The sequence below is a fragment of the Streptomyces sp. NPDC005017 genome, from assembly GCF_042873115.1.
GTDB lineage: Bacteria > Actinomycetota > Actinomycetes > Streptomycetales > Streptomycetaceae > Streptomyces.
Genome location: NZ_JBIALD010000006.1, coordinates 35,500 through 59,418, shown reverse-complemented (window position 1 = coordinate 59,418; position 23,919 = coordinate 35,500). Strand labels below are relative to the sequence as shown.

Annotated in this window: 15 protein-coding genes; 8 read left to right on the top strand and 7 right to left on the bottom strand. The window is 72.3% G+C overall.

The features are described 5' to 3' along the window. Positions 1-223: 223 nt before the first annotated feature. From ACFYR0_RS11155 to ACFYR0_RS11130, 6 genes are all read right to left on the bottom strand, one after another. On the bottom strand, positions 224-622 hold the full coding sequence (locus tag ACFYR0_RS11155; protein WP_389324760.1) for a winged helix-turn-helix domain-containing protein: 399 nt from the start codon (positions 620-622) through the stop codon (positions 224-226). A gap of 188 nt (positions 623-810) precedes the next feature. After that, entirely contained in the window at positions 811-1,539 is a 729-nt protein-coding gene (locus ACFYR0_RS11150) for a TIGR03943 family putative permease subunit (protein ID WP_389324757.1), read from the bottom strand. Continuing rightward, positions 1,536-2,561, bottom strand: coding sequence for a permease (locus tag ACFYR0_RS11145; RefSeq protein ID WP_389324754.1), 1,026 nt, complete (start codon positions 2,559-2,561; stop codon positions 1,536-1,538). The genes ACFYR0_RS11150 and ACFYR0_RS11145 overlap by 4 nt, the downstream gene beginning before the upstream one ends. A 632-nt stretch (positions 2,562-3,193) precedes the next feature. Continuing rightward, positions 3,194-4,426: a cytochrome P450 gene (locus ACFYR0_RS11140; protein ID WP_389324751.1), complete on the bottom strand. Its 1,233-nt coding sequence runs from the start codon at positions 4,424-4,426 to the stop codon at positions 3,194-3,196. A gap of 1,238 nt (positions 4,427-5,664) precedes the next feature. Next, on the bottom strand, positions 5,665-6,057 hold the full coding sequence (locus ACFYR0_RS11135; RefSeq protein WP_389325445.1) for a CBS domain-containing protein: 393 nt from the start codon (positions 6,055-6,057) through the stop codon (positions 5,665-5,667). A gap of 486 nt (positions 6,058-6,543) precedes the next feature. Then, on the bottom strand, positions 6,544-11,013 hold the full coding sequence (locus ACFYR0_RS11130; RefSeq protein WP_389324748.1) for an HAD-IC family P-type ATPase: 4,470 nt from the start codon (positions 11,011-11,013) through the stop codon (positions 6,544-6,546). Positions 11,014-11,293: 280 nt separating this feature from the next. On the opposite strand from ACFYR0_RS11130, the gene ACFYR0_RS11125 reads away from it, so the two are divergent. Next, positions 11,294-11,650 (top strand): hypothetical protein, encoded by a 357-nt coding sequence (locus ACFYR0_RS11125; protein WP_389324745.1) that lies wholly within the window; start codon positions 11,294-11,296, stop codon positions 11,648-11,650. A gap of 43 nt (positions 11,651-11,693) precedes the next feature. After that, positions 11,694-14,045: a tetratricopeptide repeat protein gene (locus tag ACFYR0_RS11120; RefSeq protein ID WP_389324742.1), complete on the top strand. Its 2,352-nt coding sequence runs from the start codon at positions 11,694-11,696 to the stop codon at positions 14,043-14,045. A gap of 21 nt (positions 14,046-14,066) precedes the next feature. Here the strand turns inward: ACFYR0_RS11120 and ACFYR0_RS11115 are convergent, their stop codons facing one another. Continuing rightward, positions 14,067-16,868, bottom strand: coding sequence for an AAA family ATPase (locus ACFYR0_RS11115; RefSeq protein WP_389324739.1), 2,802 nt, complete (start codon positions 16,866-16,868; stop codon positions 14,067-14,069). A gap of 123 nt (positions 16,869-16,991) precedes the next feature. On the opposite strand from ACFYR0_RS11115, the gene ACFYR0_RS11110 reads away from it, so the two are divergent. The 6 genes from ACFYR0_RS11110 (at position 16,992) to ACFYR0_RS11085 (ending at position 23,647) form a co-directional block, all read left to right on the top strand. Further along, the gene (locus ACFYR0_RS11110) at positions 16,992-17,189 is read left to right on the top strand and encodes a hypothetical protein (protein WP_389324736.1); all 198 of its coding nucleotides are present in this window, start codon (positions 16,992-16,994) and stop codon (positions 17,187-17,189) included. 357 nt (positions 17,190-17,546) lie between these two features. Then, the gene (locus tag ACFYR0_RS11105; RefSeq protein WP_389324733.1) at positions 17,547-20,954 is read left to right on the top strand and encodes a CHAT domain-containing protein; all 3,408 of its coding nucleotides are present in this window, start codon (positions 17,547-17,549) and stop codon (positions 20,952-20,954) included. Further along, a complete protein-coding gene (locus ACFYR0_RS11100; protein ID WP_389324729.1) occupies positions 20,954-22,006 on the top strand; it encodes a hypothetical protein in 1,053 nt (350 codons plus the stop codon). Before ACFYR0_RS11105 ends, ACFYR0_RS11100 begins: the two co-directional genes overlap by 1 nt. Then, the gene (locus ACFYR0_RS11095) at positions 22,003-22,656 is read left to right on the top strand and encodes a DUF6338 family protein (RefSeq protein WP_389324726.1); all 654 of its coding nucleotides are present in this window, start codon (positions 22,003-22,005) and stop codon (positions 22,654-22,656) included. Before ACFYR0_RS11100 ends, ACFYR0_RS11095 begins: the two co-directional genes overlap by 4 nt. After that, the gene (locus ACFYR0_RS11090; protein WP_389324723.1) at positions 22,643-22,828 is read left to right on the top strand and encodes a hypothetical protein; all 186 of its coding nucleotides are present in this window, start codon (positions 22,643-22,645) and stop codon (positions 22,826-22,828) included. The genes ACFYR0_RS11095 and ACFYR0_RS11090 overlap by 14 nt, the downstream gene beginning before the upstream one ends. A 411-nt stretch (positions 22,829-23,239) precedes the next feature. Beyond that, positions 23,240-23,647 (top strand): DUF6336 family protein, encoded by a 408-nt coding sequence (locus ACFYR0_RS11085; RefSeq protein ID WP_389324720.1) that lies wholly within the window; start codon positions 23,240-23,242, stop codon positions 23,645-23,647. Positions 23,648-23,919 lie beyond the last annotated feature (272 nt).

The following is a 23,919-nucleotide window of genomic DNA, read 5'->3' as shown; positions in this document are numbered from 1 at the left end:
AGGAGCGGTGATCAAGGAGGTGCGGGAACGGCGTGCCGAGGTCTCAGGCCGGCCGACAGATGGCGCTGGAGGTGCGGCCGAAGTCGATGTGACGGCGCGAGGTCAGCACGGGCAGCACACGGTCCGCGCAGCTGAGCACTCCCACGGACCCCCCTGAACCCTAGTTTTCCTACCTGGCTGCTAGGGATCGTGGCAGAAGGCGGCACCTGCCCCAAGAGGTTGTTCACATGATGGACGCGACTATCTCAATTCTCGGGACAGGGTACGCAGAACCAAGCTTTCGGCGCCGACGTGCGACATGCACGTCGGCGGTGCGCCCGTCCCCCAAGTGGGTGTGGCCCCGCACGTGCTCGACCAACTGCTCGCGCGTGTGGATCCGGTGCGGATGAGCCGCGAGCCGGGCGAGTAAGGCGAACTCCAGGTAAGTGAGGTCGAGTTCCTCTCCCTCCAGCTCGGCCACTTGGCGCTCGGTGTCGATACGGATCGGGTCACGGGCCGGGACGGACTGGTCCGGTGGGCGCGTCAGGAGCGGTACGGCGTCGGGGGCGACCGGGTGAATCTGCGGCCGCAGTCCCGCATCGGCGAACAGCGCGGCGGGGTCGACGCCCCCGGGAAGCAGCACCAGGCGACCGACGAAGGGCGAACCGTCGCCGGAGGGGTCGCGGGGCCCTCCCCCTCCTCCTGCGCATCTTCGTGCACAAGTCGCAGGCGACGAGCGGCGGGCGGCGGAGCGTGGAGCCCCGCATCGCCCATCGTGCCGGCAAGAAGGATCACCGGGTGAATGGTGTCCCGGCGGCGGACCGCGGACGGTCAGGAAGGCGTCAGGGGCAGGTCGTCGGTGAAGGAGTTGACGGGCGGGGCGATAGGCCTGGTCCGGTGGACGTCGAGGGCCGCTTCCGCGGTCCTCGTGCCGAGTCTGCCGCTGGGGTGCCAGGTGCCGTTCACCGCAAGCCAGGTGTCGGCGGGCGGGGCGCTGACCCCGTACATGCGGACCTTGACGGACTGGGAGTCGGCCGCGCAGCAGTTGAAGATGATCCGGGTCAGGAACCAGCCGCCGCCTTCTGCGGCCGGGGTGACGAAACCCGTCAGCTCCACGGTGCGGTCCCTGACCGCCAGGGTCCGGTCCTGCTGCACGCGGGCGGTGAAGTCGGTCAGAGTCATGGGCAGTGGCGCGGTCGCGGGCAGCGGGCCGAACCGCTCGGGCCTCTCCACTGCCTTGGCGGAGGACCGCGCCGCGGTGTACGCGCCCAGCGCGGGCGGAGCGTAGAACAGGAGGCTGAGCGCGGGCAGGCACAGCAGCCAGGCGACGCGGGGCGCCCTGGCGTGGTCGTGGTCGTGGCCGTGGCCTGCGTCGTCGGTAACGCGTCTGTCCAGAACGGCACTGGCCAGGCCGAGCAGCAGGATCACCACCCCGGAGATGATCAGGAACGGGCGCAGCCCTTCCTTGACGTAGCGAAGATAGAGACCGGTGAACAGACAGGCGTGCAGCAGCCCCGCCCCGGTCAGGACGAGCAGCAGCGCCTGGACGTGACGTCTCACAGCAGTACGCCTCCGGTGAGGACGCTCGCGGCGACGGCCACCACGACGGTTGCGCCGGAGAACCGCCAGGCGAAGGAACGCCCGAAGGTCCCGGCCTGAAGGGAGATCAGCTTCACGTCGACCATGGGGCCGACCACCATGAACGCCAGCCGGGCCGTCGGCGAGAAGCCTGTGAGCGAGGCGGCGACGAAGGCGTCGGCCTCCGAACACACCGCCAGCACGATGGCCAGCCCGGTGAGGAAGAGCACCGACAGCCAGGGCGAGCCGGAGAAGACGTCGAGCAGGGAAGGCGGCACCATCACGTTGAACGCGGCCGCGGCCATGGCGCCGAGGACGAGAAAGCCGCCGGCATGCAGGAAGTCGTGCTGGAACCCGATCCGGAACTCCTGCCAGCGGCTGTGCCCCGGCTGATGACCGCCGTGCCGTACAGCCGGCCGCAGCCACTTCTCCTGGCCCAGCCAGAGCCAGAGCCAGCCCATCACGGCCGCAGTGGCGAGGGAAGCGGCCAGCCGGGCCGCCACCATGGCGGGATTGCCGGGGAAAGCGACGGCGGTGGCTGTCAGCACGATCGGGTTGACAGCGGGTGCGGACAGCAGGAACGCGAAGGCGGCGGCCGGTGTGACCCCCCGGCTGATCAGGCTGTTCGCCACAGGGACCGAGGCGCACTCACAGCCCGGCAGAACGGCTCCCGCCGCGCCGGCCACCGGCACCGCCAGCGCAGGACGCCGGGGCAGCACCCGCGTGAACAGCCCGGCGGGAACGAAGGCGTTGATCGCGCCGGACACGACCGTGCCCAGCACGAGGAAAGGAAGCGCCTGGACGGTGATGGCCAGGCAGACGGTGCGCCAGGCGGCGAACCCCGGATGGCTCAGCCACTGTCCCTGCGTGAGGGAAGGCACGACGGCCACCAGCCCGACGGACGCCGCGAAACCGACGGCCAACGCGGGCGGAAGCAGCCGACGCCACGCTGGAGCGGCCGACACGGCCACGCCGTCAGCCAATTCATCCGTCTTTGTCATCATGTGCTCCGGATGTCGGTGTCCCAGCCGAAGATAAGCGAGAAGCGCCGCCCCGCCCGCCCTCACACGCCGCCTTGAACGGGTCGAGCTCTGTCGGGGTACCCGGGGCGAGGACGAAGGCCGCCTGGGCAACGCCATCCAGCAATACCGCCCCAAGCCCAGCTCTGGCGGATACACGCACTACGACAGGCTCTTCACCGGTCCCGGACGCCTCGGCAACAGCGACGCCGGGACGCGGAAGACCTACGGCACCGCGGTCAAGGCCGGCGACGGCTACGACAGCGGCCTGCTCGCCGACAGGGCCAGCATCCGGCATGCCACTCTCATCGACAGCGCCGGCCAGGGTCCGGAGCCGCTCAACCAGGGCGCGCCGATCACGGTCGGGCGCGTCCTGAAGCGCGCCAACCGCACCACCCATCACTACGGCCTCTTCGGCGGCGAGAAGGCCACCCTCCACTTCAAGGCGGCAGGCACCACGGCGTGCACCAACGTCAGGACGGTCACCACCACGTCTCCGGCGCGCTGAAGGCAACGCCCGGGCCCCGGCGGACAGCACCTGGCGCTGCTCCTCCGCGGGAGACCCCGCCCTTGAGGGCGGGGGAGGACGTCAAGGCGGGGTCCCTCGTAGGGTTCGGTCAGTGGAGCTGAGCCGGGTGCAGGCGCACGGGGACGGTCGTGTGCCCGTTGCTGATCAGGCTCGGCAGCTTTCTCAACTCGTCTTGAGCGGTGGCGAGTTCGATGTCGGGAAAGCGTTCGAAGAGCATGCGCAGGGCGGTGGCGACTTCGAGTCGGGCGAGCGGGGCGCCGAGGCAGTAATGGACGCCGTGGCCGAAGGCGAGGTGTTCCTTGCTGGGACGGGTGGCGTCGAAGTGGTCGGCGTCGTCGTGCCAGTCGGGGTGGCGGTTGGCGGCGGCGTAGGAGGCGAGGATGGCGTCTCCGGCCCGGATGGTCCGCCCGTCGGGGAGCGGGATGTCGGCGCGGGCGTAGCGCAGGGGAAGGTGCTTGACCGCGGGCTCGTGGCGCAGGGTCTCCTCGACCACGTCCTGCCAGGTGCATCGGCCGTCCCGGACGTGTGCGAGCTGCTTCGGGTCGGACAGCAGGGTGGTGACGGCCTGGTCGATGACGTTGACGGTGGTCTCGTAACCGGCGCTGATCATCAGCAGCAGCGTGTCGCGCAGTTCGGCGTCGCTGAGGGCGGAGCCGTCTCCCTCGTCGTCGCGGGCGGCGATCAGTGCCGAGGTCATGTCCTCGCCGGGCTCGGCCCGCTTGGTCTGGATCAGGGCGTCCAGCAGGCCGTAGAGGGCGGCGGTGTTGGCGGCTTGTTCGTCAGCGGTGAGGTGGGTGGCGAACACGTTGTCCACCACAGCGCGTAACTCGGTGCGCCGGTCGGCGGGTACACCCATGAGTTTGCCGATGACGGCGATCGGTAGCGGGTAGGCGAGATGCTCGCGCAGGTCGACTATTTCGCTCGCAGGACGGGCGTCGAGTCCGTCGAGGAGGGCGCTGACGAGAGTCTCGATGTCCGCTTGGAGGGCTTCGGTGCGGCGGGCGGAGAGGGCCGGGGCGACCATGCGCCGTAGGCGGCTGTGGTCCTTGCCGTAGGCGGTGAACATGTTCTCCACCGCGATCCACAGGGCCAGCGGCCAGGTGGCGACGGTCTCGGCGAAGGCCGGCCAGTGGGCCCGGCCGTCCTTGGAGACGTCCTTGCTGGTCAGGAGCTGCTTGAGGAGGGCTGGGTGGGAGACGGACCAGGCGCGCACGCCGAGGATGTCGACCGGCGTCGCGGGGCCGCGCTCGCGCAGGGCCCGGTGCTCGTCGTCCGGGGCGGAGCTGGCCGGATCGAGGACGAAAACCTGCTGTTCGGACATGTCGAGGTCCCTTTCGGCTGGTCGGAAAGCTGACGGGCAGGGTGGCCACGGGGACGGTGGAAGGGCCCGGGAGGGGGTTGTGGTCGGCGGCTCGGCGGGGCTGGGGTCTGCCATGCTTTCGGGGCAACCGCGCCTGCGCAAGCGGCTGTCGGGAACGCGTGGAAAGCGACCTGTCATGTGCCACCTGGCAGACGATCACCCGGAGTACGGGCGCTTCGCCCTGCTTCTCTCACGAGTCGTTCGCCGCGTACCCCGGTCTGTGGTTCTGCGTTCTTCATCCTGGGCACTTGGGGCGCAGGCCGACACCGGTGCCCATGGAGCCGGGCCGGTTCAGGTTCCTCTGGTTCGGCCCGTGTGCCAGAGGAGCCGCAGGCCGCATCTCCGCCGGTCAGTCGATTCCGCCGCGTTCACAGATCTGACGGGCGACGTCGCGGAGCTTGGTATTCGGTCCCGGGAGTAGCGGCGCAGCACGTCGAGGGCCTGGTCCTCGGTGAGGCGGCGGGCGCCCATGAGGATGCCCGTCGTCTCACCGGTGATGTGCGCGGGTGGCGACAGTGTGTTCGATCTGTGCCTGGGGGCGGGCGCCGGAGAAGGCGACCGTGGCGTGGGAGGCGAGCAGTCGGCCGTGAACGCACCCGCCTTGCGGGGGTACAGGTTCAGCGCCCCCGGTTCCTTTTCCTCGGTGTGCAGCAGGAGCCTCATTTGGGTGCCCCCGCCGAGCGCGGGGGCCTGGGGGCGTAGGACCGCCAGCGCTGCACCGTGGCGGTGGGAACGGTGATCCGGAAGACCCGCTCGCCCTGCGAAGTGCGGGCGGGCGGCGTCGAAACACGGCGTGGCGGGTGCCTGGGGCAAGGGCGCGTGGTGTCCGCGCCCGTGCCCCGGCTGCTGCGCGGACGGGCGCGTGGCCGCGGCGCCGCGATCATCGCTGCGCGCCTGCGTGCAGCTCTGGCCTGCCCCTCCGGCGGCCGTGGGAGGTCTTCGCCGACGAGTCGCCCAAGGGGCCGAGGGCGGGGTGGCTGTCCGGGCTCGCTGGGGCCTGTGCGGCAGCGAAGCGCTCGGCTGACCGGGGCGCTGGTCGAACGGGCCGGTTGCGTGCTCCCGCAGCGGGGGCCGGCGAAAACCTCTGCCCTCCTGCCTGCCTGGACCGGGCCTTGTGCCGCACCTGCCCCGCTACCACCCCGCCCCGCGCCCGCCGCGGCGTGAGCGGCCGGGCGCCGTGCGTGCGGCGGTTCACCCCGTCAGGTGGAGATGTCTTCGAGGAGTTCGCCCACCTTGCGGTCCGGCAGTGCGCGGGCGACGTCTGCCTGGGAGACGATGCCCACCAGCACGTGGCCGTCGATGACCGGAAGCCGGCGCACCTGGTGCCGGCTCATGGTGCGCAGGATCTCCTCTGCGTCGTCGTCGGCGGCGATCGTCACTATGTCTCCTTCGACGAGTTCGCCGGCTTTGACCTGCGAGGGGTCCTTGTGCGCGCCGAGGACCTCCACGACGATGTCGCGGTCGGTGAGCATTCCCTTGAGTTTGTCGTCGCTGCCGCAGACCGGGAGGGACCCGACGCCCAGGTCCGTCATCTTCTCCGCCGCGGTCTGGACGGAGTCGGTGGCGCTGATGCAGGTGACGTCCGGGGTCATGATCATGCGTGCGGTGATCACGCCAGGGCGGTGCTCCCGTTCAGGCGACGGGGGCGTGGCCTCGGTGGTGGGGGTCGAGGTGGCGGGTTCGGCGAGGACGCCGCCGTCGTGACGCAGGACGGCGTAGCCGAGGCCGATGCCGGCGGCGACCGGCCAGGCGAGTACGTCCGCAGCGGCGAGCACTCCCAGGCCGAGGTAGAGCGGTAGGCCCTTCTTCGCCGGGAGGACCTGCCGGGCGACGGTGGCCGGCAGCTTGGCGGCGTTCAGGGCGTCGCTGCCCACCTTCCCGAGGGAAGGGACGGTGAAGGTGATCGTGCGCTGCTGGGGCGTGGAAGGGTCCGGGCCGGGCCGGGGCGGGTCTTTGGGTGACTGGTCGTCCGGCGTGCCGACTGCGGTCGGGGCGTGTGTGGGGGTCGGAGTCGTCACGGCAATCGCCTCGCTTCGAAGAGACAGCTCCTCCTATCCCTGTGTCCGCTTTGGGGGAGTTTATGGGTTCGGTTGCCTGGTGCGGGTCGCCTTCACGGACGAGGAGGAGGGCCGACTTGCGGGGGTCGGCGCCTGGTCGGGGACGTCGGGGGCAAGACGCGAGACGAGGTGGGGCGCGAGGAAGTGGCCGAGGAGGGTGGCGGTGGTGATGGCGGAGAGGACGATCGCCCAGGCGACGGGGCCCAGCGGGGTGCAGCCGAAGAACTGGCTGGGGCCCGGGATCTGGATGATGGCGGCGAGTACGGCCGCCGAGCCGAGTCCGGCGACGAGGACGTCCCGTCCTGTGCCGCCGGCGATCAGGGTCTGAGCCAGCTGGGTGCCGACGACGGCCGCCAGGGAGACGGTGGAAGCGCGGCGGCCGCGCCCGGTCAGGCGGGCTGCCGTCCAGGCCAGGCCGGCGCCGGCCGCGGTGATGAGGCCGCGCAGCAGCATTTCCCGTGTGAGTGAAACGCCCAGTGAACGCTGGGGACCCTCGGCGAGGAGGCGTGCGCCGGTCTGTTCCGAGGGTTCGCGTACGGCGATGGCCAGGGAGGGCGCGAGGTCGGTGAGAAGGTTGACCAGCATGATCTGGCGTGCGTTCAGAGGAGTGCCGCCGGTGATCGCCGACGTGACGACGCCGAACGTGACCTCGCCGAGGTTGCCGCCGATGAGGATGGCGAGGGCCGCGCGGACGGATGTCCACATGGCCCGGCCTTCCATGAGGGCCGCGACGATCGTTTCGAGTCGGTCGTCGGTGACGACGAGGTCGGCGGCGGCGGTCGCGGACGGTGTGCCGCGGCGCCCGAGGGCGATTCCCACGTCGGCGAGCCGGATGGCGGGAGCGTCGTTCGCGCCGTCGCCGGTCATCGCGACGACGCGGCCGAGGCGCTGGTAGGCCTGGACGATTCTCACCTTGTGGCTGGGGCTGCAACGGGCGATGACGTCGACATCGGGCAGCAGTGCGTCCAGAGCGTCGTCGTCCATGTCGTCGATGTCCGGTCCCGTGCAGACCCGGGGTTCGGAGTTGCCGCTGATGGTGGAGGCGATGGCATCCGCGGTGGCGGGATGGTCGCCGGTGAGCATGACGGTGTGCACGCCGGCCTCGCGCAGGCGCGCGGTCGCGGGCGCGGCGCTGTCGCGGACGGGGTCGGCAAGTGTCAGGAAGCCGAGGAACACCAGGTCCCGCACAGCGTCGTCGGTGAGGTCCTCACCGGCTTCCATACGCCGCTCGGCCACGGCCAGGACCCTTCGCCCCGCTGCCGCGAGCTCCTCGGCCGCTGTGGCCAGCGCGCTGCGGTCGGCGTCGTCGAGGTTCGACTCTCCCTGCGGGTGGCGTCGCCGTGCGCACCGGTCGACGACGTTTTCCGGGGCTCCCTTCACGCTCAGCAGAGCGCCCCCGCCCGTCTCGCCGGAGGTGGCGTGGTAGGCCCGGGCCGGCTCGAAGGGCAGAGCGTCCGCGCGGCGCCACCGCGGGACTCCCGTGCGGGTGGTGACCCGCGCGCGGCGAGCACCGTCGAGGATCGCCCGGTCGGTCTGGTGCGCCATGGGTTCGGCCTCCCGGGCGGGCGGGCTTGCGCGCAGAGCGGCGGCGAGGATCTCCTTCCCGGACGGGCCGAGCCGTTCGACGGCGGTCTTGGTGCTGCCGTCGCTGACGCCGGTGAACTCCAACGTGCCCTGGGTGAGGGTGCCCGTCTTGTCGAAGCACAGGACGTCGGCGCGGCCGAGCGCTTCGATCGTGCGGGGGTTGCGGACCAGGGCGCCGACGTCGGCCAGGCGGCGCGCGGCGGCCAGTTGGGCGGCACTGACCAGGAAGGGCAGACCCTCGGGCACGGAAGCGACGGCGAGGTTGACGGCGGAGGACAGATTGGCGGTCAGGGGACGGCCGTGAAGCAGTCCGGACAAAGACACCGCGACGGCGGAACCCAGGGCGATGGGCATGCTGGCGCGGGTCAGCGACGAGAGCCTGCTCTCCACGCCGGTCTCGGGGGAGCCCTGCCGGGCGGTGGCCAGGCTCCGTCCGGCTTCCGTGGCCGACCCGGTCGCCACGACCACCGCGGTGGCCCGCCCGGCGGAGACGGTGGTGCCCTCGTAGAGCATCGAGCGGCGTTCGGTGACGTGCGAGGCGACCACGGGGGACGGGTCCTTGGTGACGGCGAGGGACTCGCCGGTGAGGGACGATTCGTCGACTTCGAGTCCCTCGGCCTGCAGCAGGCGGCAGTCCGCGGGGATCACGTCCGCGGGCCGCACCGAGATGACATCGCCGGGAACCAGGTCGGCGGAGGTGACCAGCCGCTCCCGTCCCTCGCGTCTTACCCGGGCACCGATGGCCGACTGGGCGAAAAGCTCGGCCAGGGCACGGTCGGTGCGCACGCGCTGGAAGCCGCCGACCAGAGCGGAAAGGGCGGTGATGGCCGCGACGAGCACGGCGTCCGTCCGGGATCCCACGGCCGCGGACAGCGCCGCACCGGCCGCGAGGATGGGGGTGAGCGGATTCGACAGCTCCTCCACGAAGGCGTGGGGGAGGGTCAGCTTCGCCGGCCCGCCGGTGGGCGCCCCGGAGCGGCGGGCGGCCGCCTCCTGCGGTGTGAGGCCCTCCTCCCGGGTGCGCAGCCGCTCCATCACGCGGTCGGCGGGCATGAGGTGCCAGGGGGTGGTGATCACCGGCGGGGTGAGCGGGAGGCTCATCAGCTGCCGGGCCCGCCAGGCTCCCATGCAGAACGCGACCGCGCCGGCGGTGCTGCCCACCGCCAGTACACGCGCGGTCGCCCGCCGGACGGGACCCTGCAACGCGGCCACCGCACCGATACCGCTCCCGCCGGCGGCCAGGTAGTGGCTGTCGCGGTCCACCAGGGCGGCGACCCCCGCAGCGTCGACGATCAAGGCGGCCGCCTCGAGATCCGCCCCGACCAGGATGTGCGCGCCCCACGGTGTGAATCCGTCCTCGTCGTGCGCGCCGACAGCGCAGTCGGCCGCGCTCAGGGCCGCACGGTTCCCGGAGATCAGCAGTACGACGGCGCCGGAGGCCTGCAGAGCCCGTACCGAGGCGAGGAGGCCGTCTCCGGCCGGAACCACGGCATCGGCGAACGGGGGACCGGCGCCTTCCCGGTCGGACGCCATGACGACCCGCGCCCCGGAGCGCCGCGCCGCAGCGGCGACAGCCTCGGCGCCGGGAGTCGACTGGACCGCCAGTCCCACCACCGCCCGCAGACGCCGGCCCCGGGCCAGCCCGAGGACCTTCTCGCTGCCGTGTCGCCGCAGCCCGTTCGCCCCCTCGCCGCCGGTTCGGCCTTCGAGGTCCAGGCCGTCCAGCGGCCCCAGCACCCAGTCCCCGTCCCGACGCACGTCCAACGGGGCGTCGGCATCGAAGAGCGCGAAGAACCGCTCCGACGCCTGCTCGGAATCCGCGTCGCCGACAAGCTCCATGTCCCTCGGCTCGAGCAGGCTTCCCCGCAGGGCGTCCTCCTCCAGCACGATGGTGTCCACCTGGCCCAGGCGCCGCAGGACCGTCCGGTCCATCGTCACCACCCCGCGCTGCGCCAGGGACCGGCCGAAAGCCGCAGCGAAGCCCTCCCTCCCCGCCCCGGGGGCCTTGGGGACGGCCGCCACGGCGACGGCGACCGCCTTGCGCACACCGGCGAAAGGCAGCGTGAGAAGGCCGGCCGCGACACCTGCGGCCATCGACCGCTCCGCGTAGCGGTCGGCATCGTCCTGCGGAACGGGCCCCGAGCGGCCGACCGTCTCGGCATCGGCCGCGGCCTCGTCCGGGCCGCGGACCAGTCTGGCTTCACCGGCACGCCATGCCGCATTCTCCGCAGCGGCCTCCCGCCACAACGCCAGACGCTGCACCACGTCCAGGGCCAGCCCGCTGCCGCCCGTCGCCAGGCCCTGCACCAGGGCGCCGATCACGGGCAGCAGCGAGTCGTCCTGCTCATCGGCTTCCGTACCCTCGACCAGATGCCGAAGCCGCGGGTGGTAGCGGACGGCGTCGATGCCGCCGGCGATCTCTGGTGGCAGCCCGAACGGAGCGAGTCGCCGAAGCGTCACCAGGGCAAGCCCCAGGGCGTCCGCCACCAGGGCCGGCACCGCCGGGTGCGGCGGACCTTCCGCGGGGTGATGCGGCTCGGGCTGCCACGCGTCGAACGCCTCCGCGTCAGCGGCGTGCTCGCCCTCCGCAGCCCTCACCAGCGCCACCAGTTCGCTCTGCGGCGGAGCAGGCGACGCCACAGAGACGATCACGCGTTCCATGGGTGCGTTCACCCGCGCCCACAACACTCCCGGATGCCCTTCCAAGGCCCGGCGCACCCGGCCGGCGACGGCCGCGCCCCCAGGACCGTGCACCCCGGACACGGCGATATAGCACCGCCCCGACGTCCACGACACATCGCGGCCAGGCCCGTCGAGCAGCTTCTGCGCCGCCTCCTGGACCGTCCGTACGCCGAGGGCCGCATGGGAGAGGGCTTGTGTGAGCAGCGAGGCAGGCTTCAATTGCATGACCCGTTCTCCTCGCCTCGGACGGTGTGCGCATCAGGTTCACAGGCAGTCTGGTCGACGCCGGGGGGACCAGCCACGCGAGAGGGGGCGAAGGGAGGTATCCCTCCACGGTGGTGGGGCGCGTCCCGCGTGCCGGCGCAGGGACGTCACGAGCGCTGCCCGCACCGGGTCCTTCCGCGTACCGACCGAACCATCGGATTGCGGTTCGGCATCCTCGGAGGTAGGTAAGACCTCTCTGGGTTGCCGTTCGGTCGGCGGACTCCGGGCCAGGGGAGGCAGCGTGTCGCAGGGGTGGAAGGTCACCGTCATTGCCGTGGCCGTGGCCGCGATCGTCTCCACGCCGTTGCTCTGGCTGTTGGGGACCCCCGACGCGGGGCAGATGGCCGGCGCGTCGGTGCAGGCTGCCACCGGCGTCACCGCTCTGCTGTGGGCCGTGCTCGGCGGTTCGCCTGCTCCGGTCCCGGCCCGGGACGAGGCCCGCCGCACCGGCAGTGCCGAGGCCAGGGTCGGCGGCCACGCCGTCTCCGGGATCAAACGCCCGGCAGGCAGCGCGGGCACCTCGGCGAGCGCTGAGGACACCGGCCCCAGCACGGCGCACGGGTCGGGCAGGGCCGTCAGCGGCATCGACTACAGCTGACCGGCTCCGTGAGGACTTCGCGGACGACAGGGGGAACGGCCGCATGGCCGCAGCAGGGCAGCACCCGCACGCTGCCGCGCACCACGGCGAAGTGCCGGTGGCGGTGAACCGCACCGGCGGCGCCGACGCCGGGTCCGAGGCCACAGCGGTCACCGGCTACCGCGGCCCGGCCCCCGCCACGGGCGTTGCCGCTCCAACCTTCGTGCGGGTGTCGGGAAGCGGGGACGCGACCGCGTCCTCGGGCGCGTTCGCCAACACCGGCTACGTCGACAAGATGAGCGTCGACACGCTGACCGTGGTGCAGCAACGCGCCTCGCGCGCGCCGGCGGTCTGGCCCCACCAGGTCGGCGTGCTGCCTCTGCGGGCGCAGTCCTTCCAGCAACGTCCGCAGGCGGAGAGGCTGCGCGCGGCGGCTGGCGACGGCGGCACCACGGGGCTGGGGCAGGTGCTCAGCGGCATGGGAGGGGTGGGCAAGACGCAGCTCGCCGCGGAGTACGCCCGCACCGCCTGGAACGACGGCTGCGGCGACCGTCTGGACGTCCTGGTCTGGGTGACCGCCAGCACCCGAGCGGCCATCGTGGACACGTACGGCCAGGCAGGTGTGGAACTGTGCGGCGCTGACCCCGACGATCCCGAACGGGCCGCACGGGCCTTCCTGGCCTGGCTGACCCCCAAAGCGGGGGCGAGACCGTGCCGGTGGCTGATCGTTCTGGACGACGTCTGCGACCCCGACGACCTGCGCGGCCTGTGGCCGCCCGCCGGCCCCCACGGCGCCACCCTGATCACCACCCGCCGCCGGGACGCCGCCCTGACCGGAGACCGTCGCCGCGGTATCGATGTCGGTCTGTTCAGCCCGGACGAAGCCGTCGCCTACCTCACCGCCTCGCTGGCGGGCCGCGGCCGCACCGAGCCCGAAGCGCAGCTGCGTGCCCTGGCCGCCGAACTCGGCCACCTTCCCCTGGCCCTGGCCCAGGCCGCCGCCTATCTCAATGACGCGGGCGAGGACGTGGCCTCCTACCGCGACCTCCTCGCCGACCGTGCTCTTGCGCTCTCCGACGCCGCCCCCGACCGGCTTCCCGACGATCAGGCACACCCCCTGTCCGCCGCCTGGGCCCTGTCCTTCGACCGCGCCGACGGACTGACCCCCGTCGGCCTGGCCCGCCCGATGCTCCGCCTCGCCGCTCTCCTCGACGCCAACGGCATCCCCCAGAGAGTCCTGACGAGCGAGCCCGCCCTCTCCTACCTCGCCGTGCACCGCACCCCGACCGGCCGCGGCGTCGGGGAGGAACGCTCGCCGCTCTCGGCCCGGGACGCCGTCCGGGCCCTGCGGGCCCTGCACCGGCTCAATCTCGTCGACCACGCGCCCCACGCGCCGCACCACACCGTCCGCGTCCACCAGCTCATCCAGCGGGCGACCCGCGACACCCTCAGCCCCGCCGAACTCGACAGTCTCGCGCGTACCGCCGGCGACGCTCTCCTCAGCGCCTGGCCCGATGTCGATCGCGACACCTCGCTCGCCCAGGCACTGCGCGCCAACACCGCCGCCCTGACCGCCCACGCCGAAGGTGCCCTGTACCGGCCGGACATGCACGCGGTGCTGCACCGCGCCTGCAAAAGCCTCGGCGAGAGCGGGCAGGCCTCCTCGGCGTTCGACCACTGCCGCCACCTCGCCGCCAGAGCCTGCCACCGACTCGGCCCAGACCACCCCGACGTCCTCCACACCCGGCACGAGTCCGCCTTCTGGCGCGGCGTGGCGGGGGATGCGGCGGGGGCCGCTCGTGCCCTCGCCGAGCTGCTGGACCTTACGGTGCGAGTGCTGGGCAAGGACCACCCCCATACCCTCACCACCCGCCACGAGCTCGCCCGCTGGCGGGGGGAGGCGAAGGACGGTAGGGGTGCCGCCGCTGCTCTGGCCGAGCTGCTCGACGACCGGGTACGGGTGCTGGGCGAGGACCATCCCCACACCCTCAGCACCCGGCACGAGCTCGCCCGCTGGCGGGGGGAGGCGGGGGACGCGGCGGGCGCTGCCGCTGCTCTCGCCGAGCTGCTCGATGACCGGGTGCGGGTGCTGGGTGAGGACCATCCCCACACCCTGAACACCCGGCACGAGCTCGCCCGCTGGCAGGGAATGGCGGGACATGCGGAGGGCGCTGCCGCCACCCTGGCCGAACTGCTCGACGATCGGGTACGCGTCCTCGGTGAGGACCATCCCCACACCCTCATCACGCGGCACAATCTCGCCCGCTGGCGGGGGGAGGCGGGGGACGCGGCCGGTGCTGCCGCTGCCCTCGCTGCGCTGCTCGATGACCGGGTGCGGGTGCTGGGCGAGGACCACCCCCACACCCTGAACACCCGGCAGGAGCTCGCCCGCTGGCGAGGGAGCGACGGAGCCTGACTTGCTCCCAGGGCGTGGACATCAGGATTTGTCCAGTGGTGTGCGTCGGCCGGGCAGAGCGGGCGTCGGCGGCTGCCAGAGGGGTGTCGGCGTACCGTCCGGGTCCAAACCGTTCGGCCACAAGTCGTTGAGCAGGGTCCACATCGCCGCGTGGTCGTAGAGAATCCTGGTGTCGCCGTGGTCGGCGGCCTGGCGGGCCAGGGCTTCGGCGCCTTCTCCGTCCCCGGCCTGTATCCGCATGTTCGCCAGGCGGACGAGGGCGCCGGCGTCGCCGTGGTCGGCGGCCAGGCGGAGCATGGCCTCGGCGCTGTTGCCGTCGTCGGCTCTCTCCCGCATGTCCGCCAGCTCCTGAAGGATCTTGGTGCTGCCGTGGGCGGCGGCTTCGCGGGCCAGAGTTTCGGCACTCTCCCGGTCTCCCGCCTCCTCCCGCATTCTCACCAGGTGGTTCAGCGCACCGGTGTCGCCGTGGTCGGCGGCCTGGCGGGCCAGGGCTTCGGCGCCGTCCCGGTCTCCGGCTTCCTCCAGCACGGCCACAAGGCTGTGCACAGCGAGGTTGTGGCCTTCTGCGGCGGCTCGGCGCAGGAGGACCTCGGCGCCTTCGCGGTCTCCGGCCTCGTTGCGTCTCAGCGCCCTGAGGTACAGGGCTTGGGGGCTGCCGTGAAGGGAGGCTTGCCGCAGCAGGGTTTCCGCGCCGACCCGGTCCCCTGCCTCCTCACGCATCTCCGCCAGGCGGACGAGGATGCCGGTGTCCCCCTGGCCAACGGCTCGGCGCGCCAGTGTCTCAGCGCCCTCGCGGTCACCTGCCGCTTCCCGTCTCAGCATCAGCTCGTTCAGGGCGTCGGTACTGCCGTGGTCGGCGGCCAGGTGGAGAAGGGCCTTCCCGCCCGCCCAGTCCCCGGTCAACTCCCGCCTCGTCGCCAGGTATACGAGAGCGCGGGTGTCGCCGTACCGGGCGGCATGCTGACGGGCCAGGGTTTCGGCGCCTTCCCGGTCGCCGGCCTTGTCCCGGATCAGGGCCAGGCGCAACAGGGCGCCGGTGTCGCCGTGCTCGAGGGACTGGCGGGTCAGTGATTCGGCCCTCTGGAAGTCCCCGGCCTCCTCCCGCCGCATGGCCAGGTGCCGCAGTGCGCGGGTGTTGCCGAAGCGGGTGGCTTGCTGACGGGCCAGTGTCTCGGCGCCTTCGTGGTCCCCGGCCTCCTGCAGCATGTCCATCAGGCGGTACAGGGCGCGATTGTGGCCGTGGGTGGCAGCCTGCCGGAAGTCGGCTTCGGCGCCTTCCCGGTCCTCGACGTCTCTTCGCCTCAGAGCCAGGCGGTACAGGGCGTCGGTACTGCCCCGGTCGGCGGCACGCTGCCGGAGGTGGTGGGCCCATTGGAGGCGGTGGCGGTCCTCGGCTGCCTGGGTGAGGCAGTCCAGGTCGTCGGGGTGGGTGAGGTGGCTGTGGGCGGCGTGCCAGAAAGAGGCGGGCGGGCACAGACCGCGGCGGGCGGAGCGGCCGTACTGCTCGAGGTAGTCGGCGATCCGGAACACCGGCCCGGCTGCCCGAGAACCCCGGGCTGCGGGGGCGGTGGCCGGGGTGGGCGGGCGCTGCGGGGGCCGGGGCGTGGTGCGGCGCAGAGGGGTCTGCTTGCCGTGTACCGGCCGGGCGAGTTCGGTGTAGGCGGCTTCGGCCCAGTCGTCGGTGAGCTGGTCGTAGTCGGTGTCGGTGAGGTAGCCGGGGGCGGCGTCGGTGAGGAAGGCCTGGGGGAGGTGAGGGCCGACGCCGAGACGGCGTGCGTCCATGGCTGCCTCCAGCAGTGCCCTGGCAGCCGGGCCGGCGTGCTGGTAGCGGTTGAGGAGTTCAGGGGCGCCAGCCAGGTCCTGGGCCACGCGCCCATCGACGCGGGCACGGGTGAGGGCGTCGGCCAGCAGCCGGTCACCGCCCTCGGCCAGGGCGGTGGCCTTCGCCAGAGCCTGGGGGTCGAAGGAGTCGGGGACGGTCACCATCCGGCCCGCCAACAGCTCTCGCACCCGGCTGTGCGAGTCTGGCTCGCCCGGGGCGGGCAGGGCCGTGTACCGGTGGGCGTACTCGGGCCAGAGCGTGCCCAGCACCAGAACGGGCCCGCGCTGCGGGGTGGTCAGCAGGCGGTGCACGGCTGCCGCGATCTGCTCGCCGAAGGCTCGGCCGCCGAGGTAGTGCTGGGCCTCGTTCAGCCATACCACCGTGTGCGGCCCCACGTGCTGCACGTCCTCCAGGGCAGCCTGCGCCCGGGTCGGATCGAAGGGATGCCACAGCCGCCAACCCTGCTCGGCGAGCGGCTGTACTGCTTCCCAGCAGGCCCGGGTCTTCCCCGTCGAGGAGCTGCCCACCAGGACCACGATCCGGCTGCGGCCTGCCGCCACCTCCTCCACCGCCTCGGCCAGCGTCCGGTCGTGCTCGCGCCGCACATATCCGGGCAGCGCCCGCACGGCAGCGGTGCCGGAGCCGGAAGCGGTCCGGCCGGGTCCGGTGGGATGCACCTCCAGATCGTGCGGCTCCCATTGCCCGATCGGACGCCCCGGCCCGCGCGGTGCGACCGTGGCCAGCACTGCGGCCGCCTTGCGCTGCAACTCCAGCAAGTGGGGCACCGGCAGTCGCAGCGCGCGGGCCAGCGCCGCCACCGTCTGCGCGGACGGCACAGGCTTGCTGGGCGAGAGCGCCTCCGACACGGTGGTGCGCCCCAGCTGTGCCCTGGCGGCGAGCTGCGTCTGGTTCAGCCGGGTCCGGGCCAGCCCGTCGGTGAGAGTCCTGCGTAACTCGGTGAGTGCCGCATGCGAGGTGGGGCCGTTCGGTTCGTCCTGCACGCGCTTGCCCCTGGATGGTGATGTGTTCGCCGGTGTTCGTCCTCATCCCGGCGGACCCCGGCGGACACCGTTTCGGCGACCTTCGTCCACGTCAACACCGCACCGTACACCGGGAGTCCTGCCGTGGCTGTCGCCGTAGCCCTTCTGTCCGCCGCCCTCGTGATCGTCGTCGCGCTGCTGGCCGCGGTCGGCGCGGGCAAGCTCGCCCGTCTGGACAGCGCCACCTACCCCGCCGCCCTCAACCGCGCCGCCACCGTCTTCGCCGCGGTCGTCACCCTCGCCGCGACCGTCACTGCGGCCCTCGCCGCCCTCCTCAACTGATCGGCCTCGTCGGTGGCGGAACTCGGTTCGGTCCGCGCGCCGTGCAGGGGGCCGTGCCAAGGGGGCTGCGCAGGGCTCGGGTTCACCGCACCGGGCAGGCACGCGCCCGATCACAGGCGGCGGACCGTGCTCACCGAGACCGCAGTCGCCATCGGCCTGGCCGCCGTCCCGGAGAGCTCGCGCGAGGCACGCGACGGGCGAATCACGGGTTCACACAACGGTTGTCACTGAGTGTCCCTACAGTGGGGCTGTGGGTGACGGCGTGCCTGTGGTTCGACGGCTTCACCCCGGGGAGCCCCCCGTGGGGACGGGCAGGGGATCCTCACGCGCAGCGTGTGATGTCGGTTGGGGGAGCCGGTGAACTACTCGATTCGGATCAGGCACGATTGGCGGTGCCGCAGGTGCGGGGAAGACGTCCAGGACCACACGTACATGATCGTAGACGCCCTGGCGCGGCCGGACCTGGTGCGGGGAGTGGTCAAGGGCAAGGTGCCGTCTGTCACTTGTCCGTCCTGTGGCGTGAGGAAGGCTCGGCTGTTCCCGCTGCTGGTGTACCGCGGCGCGGCGACTGAGCAGTTGGTGTACTTCTACCCACCCCACACCCCGCCTGAGCAGGACGAAGCCAACAAGAAGCTCTACGTGGAGGCCCTGCTCGACAGGCTGGGGCCGGTGAGCGCGGAGGACGCGGAGAACTCCGGCGTCCTGTCCGTGCCGTTCGACGCGGCAAGGGGAGTGCTGGCGGGGACCGCTCGCGGCGCCTCGGCGGACGGCGGGCCGCGCGTGTGCAGGGTCAAGCCCCGGCGTTCCGAACCACCGCTCGAAGTGCTGCGCATCGCTGCCGAGTTGGAGGCGTCCGGGCGTGGCGGGCTCGGCCGGTCCCTGAGCGACAGGCCGCTCGCCGAGGAGCTGGGGCGTCTGGCGGAACGGGCACTGGAGCTGCTGGGCGACCGGGATCAGCCCGAGATGCGGGGCGCCCTGGAGATGACGCTGGGCATGATGCTGACCAGTGCCAGCCGCGGGCAGGACGTCATCGGCCTGGAACGGGCCATCGGTCTGCTGCTGCGCAACGCGCGCAGTATTACGAGGGAGGAGGACCCGCAGGGCTGGGCCGTAGCCCGGTACGAGCTGGCACGCGCCTACGGCCAGCGCTACACGGGCGACGTCCGCGCCAACCAGGAGCTGGCCATCCGGCACCTGCGGGCGGCTCTGGAGGAGACAGGGCCGGAGCGCAATCCCGACACGTGGGCCCGTGTGCGCAACGAGCTGGCGAAGGTGCTGACCGATCAGGGCACACAGTCCGCACCCGGCCAGATCGAAGAGGCCATCGGCCTGCTGGAACCGGTCGTCGCCCGGCTCGATCCCGCCCGGCACAAGGAGCTCTGGTGCGACGCCCAGAGTTTCCTCGCCGGCGCGTACAACCTCAGGCAACAAGGCGACCCGGCCGTCAACAGAGAGCACGTAGTGCGGCTGTACGAGCAGCTGAACACCGTCGAATCGGAAGAGACCGATCCCGAACAGTGGGCCAACACCCAGGCCCGACTGGCGGTCTCACTCTCCAAGAGAGCACGCGGGGACCGCCGGGAGAACAGCCTCCGTGCACGCGAGCACCTGCTGCGCGCTCTCGCCGTCTACGAGCGGGTCGGCGACCGCGGCGAGGCCTCCAGCACCTACGACAAGCTAGCCGTCGTCGCAGGTGAACTCGGCGAGTACGACGAGGAGATCCGATGCCACGAGGCCGCCCTCGTGCACCGCCACAGGGACACCGCTCCCCACCTGTGGGCACGCAGCATGTCCAAGCTCGGCTGGGCCTTGCTCAAGCAGGCCAAGAGGGGGAAGGCGGAAGATCCCGTCGCCGGGGCGCGGCGGGGGCTGGGGTACATCGAGGACGCCGTCGCCGCCTACGAGGGGCTGCCGACCGGATTCGAACTGGGCTTTGCGTTGCTCTCCTTGGCGGAGGCGTGCCGGGTCGCTCGCAAGCTGGACCTCTCGCGGGAGGACGAACTCCGTGAGCGGAAGCTGTCCGTTCTGCGGGAAGCGATGGACCGTGCCCAGGGTCACAGCGACCTGCTGCGCATGGCGGCGGAACAGCTCGGTGACGCCCTGGCGGAACGAACCGAGTGGTCCGCGGCCGCCGACGCGTACCAGCAGGCCGTTGAGGCGGACGAACAGCTGTTCCGGGCCTGCCTGGTGAGCTCCTCGCGGGAGCAGCGGCTGGACTCGGCCGGGGATCTGCATCAGCGGGCGGCCTGCGCACTGGCTCGCGCGGGCCGGCTGGAAGAGGCGTTGCTCTGCCTGGAGCATGGCAGAACACGCAACTTCAATCTGGTCCTGTCCCCGGATCATGAGCAGCTGCACCGGCTGGCGCGGACGGACCCGGAGACCCACACCGCCTACCTGCGCGCCGCCGAGACCGTACAGACCCTGGAGGCCCGTAACCGTGAGCTGAGCCGCTGGGAAGCCTCGCGGGACGGCGGGCGGGAGCTGGATGCGGCCGAGTACGAGCTGGGCGGCGTTCTCGACGAAGCCAGGGCGGAGCTGGCAGCCGCCCTGGCCCGGGTCAGGGCGCTGCCGGGTATGGAGTCCTTTCTTCGCGAGACGACGCGGGCCGACATCCTGGGGGCCGCACGACCGGGAGAGCCGCTCTGCTACATCGCCGTGACGAAGGACGGGAGCCTGTCCCTGATCGTCCGGCACGAGAGCGACCCCGGGCCGCGTGTCGAAGCCGTGGAGTCCGCGCTGACCGCCGCGGACGCCCGTGCGCTGGCCGACGCCTTCGCCGCGACGGTGGCCGAAAAGGGGAGGGACCTGCGGGAGCTGCTCCCGCGGCTCGGGGAGGAGTTGATCGGACAGGTCGCCGAGGCGCTCGGTACGGCGACCGGTGTGGTCGTGATCGCCTGTGGACCCGTCGCCCATCTGCCCCTGCACGCCGCGCAGCTCCCTTCCACGGGCGAGCCGCTGCTTGCGACCCGGGCGGTCGCGTACGCACCGTCGGTACGACTGCTCCTCGCGGCCAGACGCCGGGCCGCGGCGCCGCCGTCAAAACCCCTTCTCGTGGCGGCGTCCACCCCGGGACAGGACGGAGGACTGCTCGCCGCGCAGGAGGCGGAGACGCTGCGGAAGCTGTTCGCCGCGGTGGGGGAGAGCCGGGACGTCACCGGCGACACGCCGGAGGCCGAGGACGGGTGCACGAAGGGCGGCCTGATCGACGCGCTGTCCGGCGGCAGCCACGTCCACCTCGCATGCCACGGCACCTACGACCCGGCCGATCCGCTCGCCTCCAGTCTCGACCTAGGCGGTGAGAGCATCACCCTGGCCGACCTGCTGGACGCGCGGCCCCGCCCGCTGGAGAGGGCCCGGCTGGTGACCCTGTCGGCCTGTGACACCGGGCTCGTCGACCCCCGGTTGCCGGACGAGGCGATCGGACTGCCGACCGGCATCCTGCTGGCCGGCGGAGCGGGCGTCGTCTGCACGCGCTGGAGGACGAACGACACCGCGGCCGTCCTGTTGATGATCGCGTTCTACCGGCGGTTGCTCGGCCACGGCGTCGAGCCGCCCCCGCACGGCACACCGCCCGGCTTCGCCGGATCGCCCGCACAAGCGCTGCGGTGGGCCCAGTTGTGGCTCCGCTCGGCCACCGTGACCGAACTGCTGGGCCTGGACTGGCTCCCGGCCGAGATCCGCCGGCGGCTGACGACCGACGGTGTTCCGACGCGCCCCTTCCGGCACCCGTTCCTGTGGGCACCGTTCAGCATGGTGGGGGCGTGATGGCCGAGGAGTCGGAGCCGACCGCAGACCGTTTCCTGCACATGCCCGTCTACGAACGGGTCGCGCACTTCGCACTCGTCGACACCCCGGCGGTCCGGCGCACGCTCTCGGACAGGGAGGCGGCCTCCGTACTGGGCTGCCTCTGCCTGGCCTACGCCATGGAGGAACGCTACGACGAGGCCTTCGCCGCAGGGCTGCAAGGGCAGCGGATCGCCCGGGCACGGGCGGCGGACGACCCGGCTCTGCTCGGCCACGTTCTGCTCAACCTCGGGGTCGCCCACTGCCAGGCGGGTGACCTCGAACAGGGCCTCGCCGAGTATCTCGAGAGCTGGACGCACGCACGCCGCGGCGGCGACGAGACGACCCTGTTCAAGGCCGGTGCGAACGCCCTTCTGACCCTGGAGGCAGGGCGGCCGGTCGGGGAGACAGAACTCCCCTTCCTCCAGGAATGCCGTGCCGTCTTCGAGGCGGCGGACAGGCAGCCGGAAGCCGCGCGGGCTTCCCGGCTGCTCGGGGAGGCACTCCTCGACCGCGGACAGGTGACGGACGCGATCACCGTCCTGGACCGGGTCCTGGTGCTGACCGAGTCGCTCGGGGGCGCCCGGTCGATACGGCGGGAGACGATCCGGCTCCTGCTGGCGGCGGACCGGCGCATCGACGACCCGGCACACACGCCGCCGCTCGGCCCCGGCGCCCTGCGCGAGGTGCGCGCTCTGGTCGACGACGGTGTGGAGAGCGCGTTGCGGGGCATCGTGCCGCGCACGAGAACGTGCTTCTCCCGTGCCCTGGCCCTGCTGGAACGGCGCGCCCGGCCACGCGAACGCCTGCTGGCGGCCTTCCTGTTGCTCACAGGCGGCCGGCTGGCCTTCCACGAGGGCGACGAGCCGACGGCGCTCGAGCTCATGAGGCGGGCCGGGCAGGAAGTGGAGCTGATCAAGCCGTCCCAGGCCGAGTGGGTGAAGGCCCACGCCTTCGATCTGGACCTCGGCGCACTGAGCACGCTGGCCCGCAACGCGTCCGTCAGCGCCCGCGAGCGGGGGAGCGGACCATGACACCGAGTACCGTTCAGCAGCTCGCGATCCTGGTGCTGCTGGTTCTGCCCGGCACCTCCTACCTCTTCGCGAGGGAGCGGCTCCTCGGGGTCCGCGAGGCCGAACAGGAGGTGAACAACCGCGTCCTGCGCGCCCTCGCCGTCGGCGTCCTGCTCGACGCCGCCTATCTGATCACCGTCGGTCCCCACCTCATACGGTTGCTGGGAGGCGGGGGGAAGCGGCCTCTGGCCGGTGTCGCCGAGCAGCCGCGGGAGGCCGGGGTGTGGCTGCTGTGTCTCGTCGTCGTCGTGCCGACACTGGTGGCGTGGGCGGAGGCGTACTGGATCCGGCGTCGGCGCGCCGCCGTGCACGAGGAGACCCCCACCGCGTGGGACGCCCTCTTCCAGGACCGTGGGGCGTGTTTCGTCCGGGTCCGGCTGAAGAACGGCGGTTGGGCGGGGGGCTGGTACGGAACCCGCTCGCGTTCCTCCGCCTATCCGCAACCCGGTGACCTCTACCTGGAGTCCCAGTACCGCATGGAGCCTGACGGCACCTTCGGACCACGGATGAGCGGCACGGCCGGCCTGTACGTCCGGGCCGCCGACGTCGACCTCCTGGAATTCCACGAACCGCGCCGCGACACCCGAGGAGACGCCGATGACGCAGTATGACGCCGCCGACTACGAGGAACTCGACGACGACTTCGCGAGCTGGGCGGGTCCGCCGCGGGGCACCCGGCGCCCCAAGAAGGAGGACGTTCCCGAGGACGAGGCCCTGCCTCCGGAGGGACCGGCGGGTGTCTCCACCACCGTGGAACGGGACGGCGACCCGACGCCGCAGTGACGTGATCCCGCGCGGTTCCGGAGGGCGTCCGACGGACCGTCGTGGACCAGGGGCCTCGGCCCGGGCGCCCTGGTACACCGCCGACGGACAGATGCAAGACACGGCGCATGCCGCCCCAGGAGACCAGCCGAACGATCTCCGGGAGCGGACCGAGCTGTTGCATGCCGCCGACCCGGGGCAGCGAGTCCGTTGCCGGCGCGCTCTTCGGCCCGGCACGGAACGAGCGGCCGTCGACACCCGAGGGACACGGCAGCGACCGCACCGGTGCGTCGAAGTCCGCCAGGATCCGCCGAAACCGCGCTCCGACGCGGCCGGTTCGCCACGCCGCGGAGGGCAACAATTGCCGGATACCGGGGATGACCTTCAGGGCCCCCGCTCATGCGTCGTCGGCCCGGCGGTTACTGTGCCCGCATGGAACGGGACGACGAGGGAGTGCTGGCGCCGCGGCTGCGGCTGGGCGGCGTGCTGATACGCGGGGCGGCGGCCGGGGCCGTGGGTGCGGTGGTGGCTGTCGTGGCCGCGCTGACGGTGGGCGGCCACGGCGAACGCATGGAATTCCTGGCGGTCGTCGGTGGCCTCTGCCTCATCGTCGGCGGCGTCCTCCTGGCCGTGGGGTTGTACTTCTGGGCGGCGTGCGCCGGTGACATCAGGCGGCTGCGGGACTGGCCAACGGTCTCCGGGCAGCATGACGCGGCCAGCGTGGTCGCCCCGGTCTCGATCCGGCTCGGCGCCCTGGGCCTGGTCGTCGCGCCCGTAGCGATCGGCCTCTATCACCTCGTGGACGGTGCCGCGTACGGCAGTTGGCTGTACAGCCGCTGAGCCCGCAACGGTCCGGGAAGGATCGGTCCGGAAGGGATCACCTCCTGCTCGCGCGACGCGGCTGACGCTTTCACGCGGCCGGGAGGGCGGCTGTGTGTCGGCCTGCGTCGGCTCGTGCCGACCGGGAGGTGACGGTTCGGCCGACCGTGGAGCCGGAGCCGGAGCCGGATGAACGGTTGTGCGTTCGCCGTCGGCGGGGCGCCGACGCGCGCTCCGCGGGGCCGGGCTCGATCGGACCTCGCCCCACGCTGGCCGTCGGCTGCGCCTCCTGC

What these genes read in the sequence shown, in the direction of transcription:
- ACFYR0_RS11145 (WP_389324754.1), bottom strand. Translation starts at nt 2,561, where the DNA reads ATGATGACAAAGACGGATGAATTGGCTGACGGCGTGGCCGTGTCGGCC.
- ACFYR0_RS11140 (WP_389324751.1), bottom strand. Translation starts at nt 4,426, where the DNA reads ATGTCCGAACAGCAGGTTTTCGTCCTCGATCCGGCCAGCTCCGCCCCG.
- ACFYR0_RS11135 (WP_389325445.1), bottom strand. Translation starts at nt 6,057, where the DNA reads ATGACCCCGGACGTCACCTGCATCAGCGCCACCGACTCCGTCCAGACC.
- ACFYR0_RS11130 (WP_389324748.1), bottom strand. Translation starts at nt 11,013, where the DNA reads ATGCAATTGAAGCCTGCCTCGCTGCTCACACAAGCCCTCTCCCATGCG.
- ACFYR0_RS11120 (WP_389324742.1), top strand. Translation starts at nt 11,694, where the DNA reads ATGGCCGCAGCAGGGCAGCACCCGCACGCTGCCGCGCACCACGGCGAA.
- ACFYR0_RS11100 (WP_389324729.1), top strand. Translation starts at nt 20,954, where the DNA reads ATGGCCGAGGAGTCGGAGCCGACCGCAGACCGTTTCCTGCACATGCCC.
- ACFYR0_RS11095 (WP_389324726.1), top strand. Translation starts at nt 22,003, where the DNA reads ATGACACCGAGTACCGTTCAGCAGCTCGCGATCCTGGTGCTGCTGGTT.
- ACFYR0_RS11090 (WP_389324723.1), top strand. Translation starts at nt 22,643, where the DNA reads ATGACGCAGTATGACGCCGCCGACTACGAGGAACTCGACGACGACTTC.
- ACFYR0_RS11085 (WP_389324720.1), top strand. Translation starts at nt 23,240, where the DNA reads ATGGAACGGGACGACGAGGGAGTGCTGGCGCCGCGGCTGCGGCTGGGC.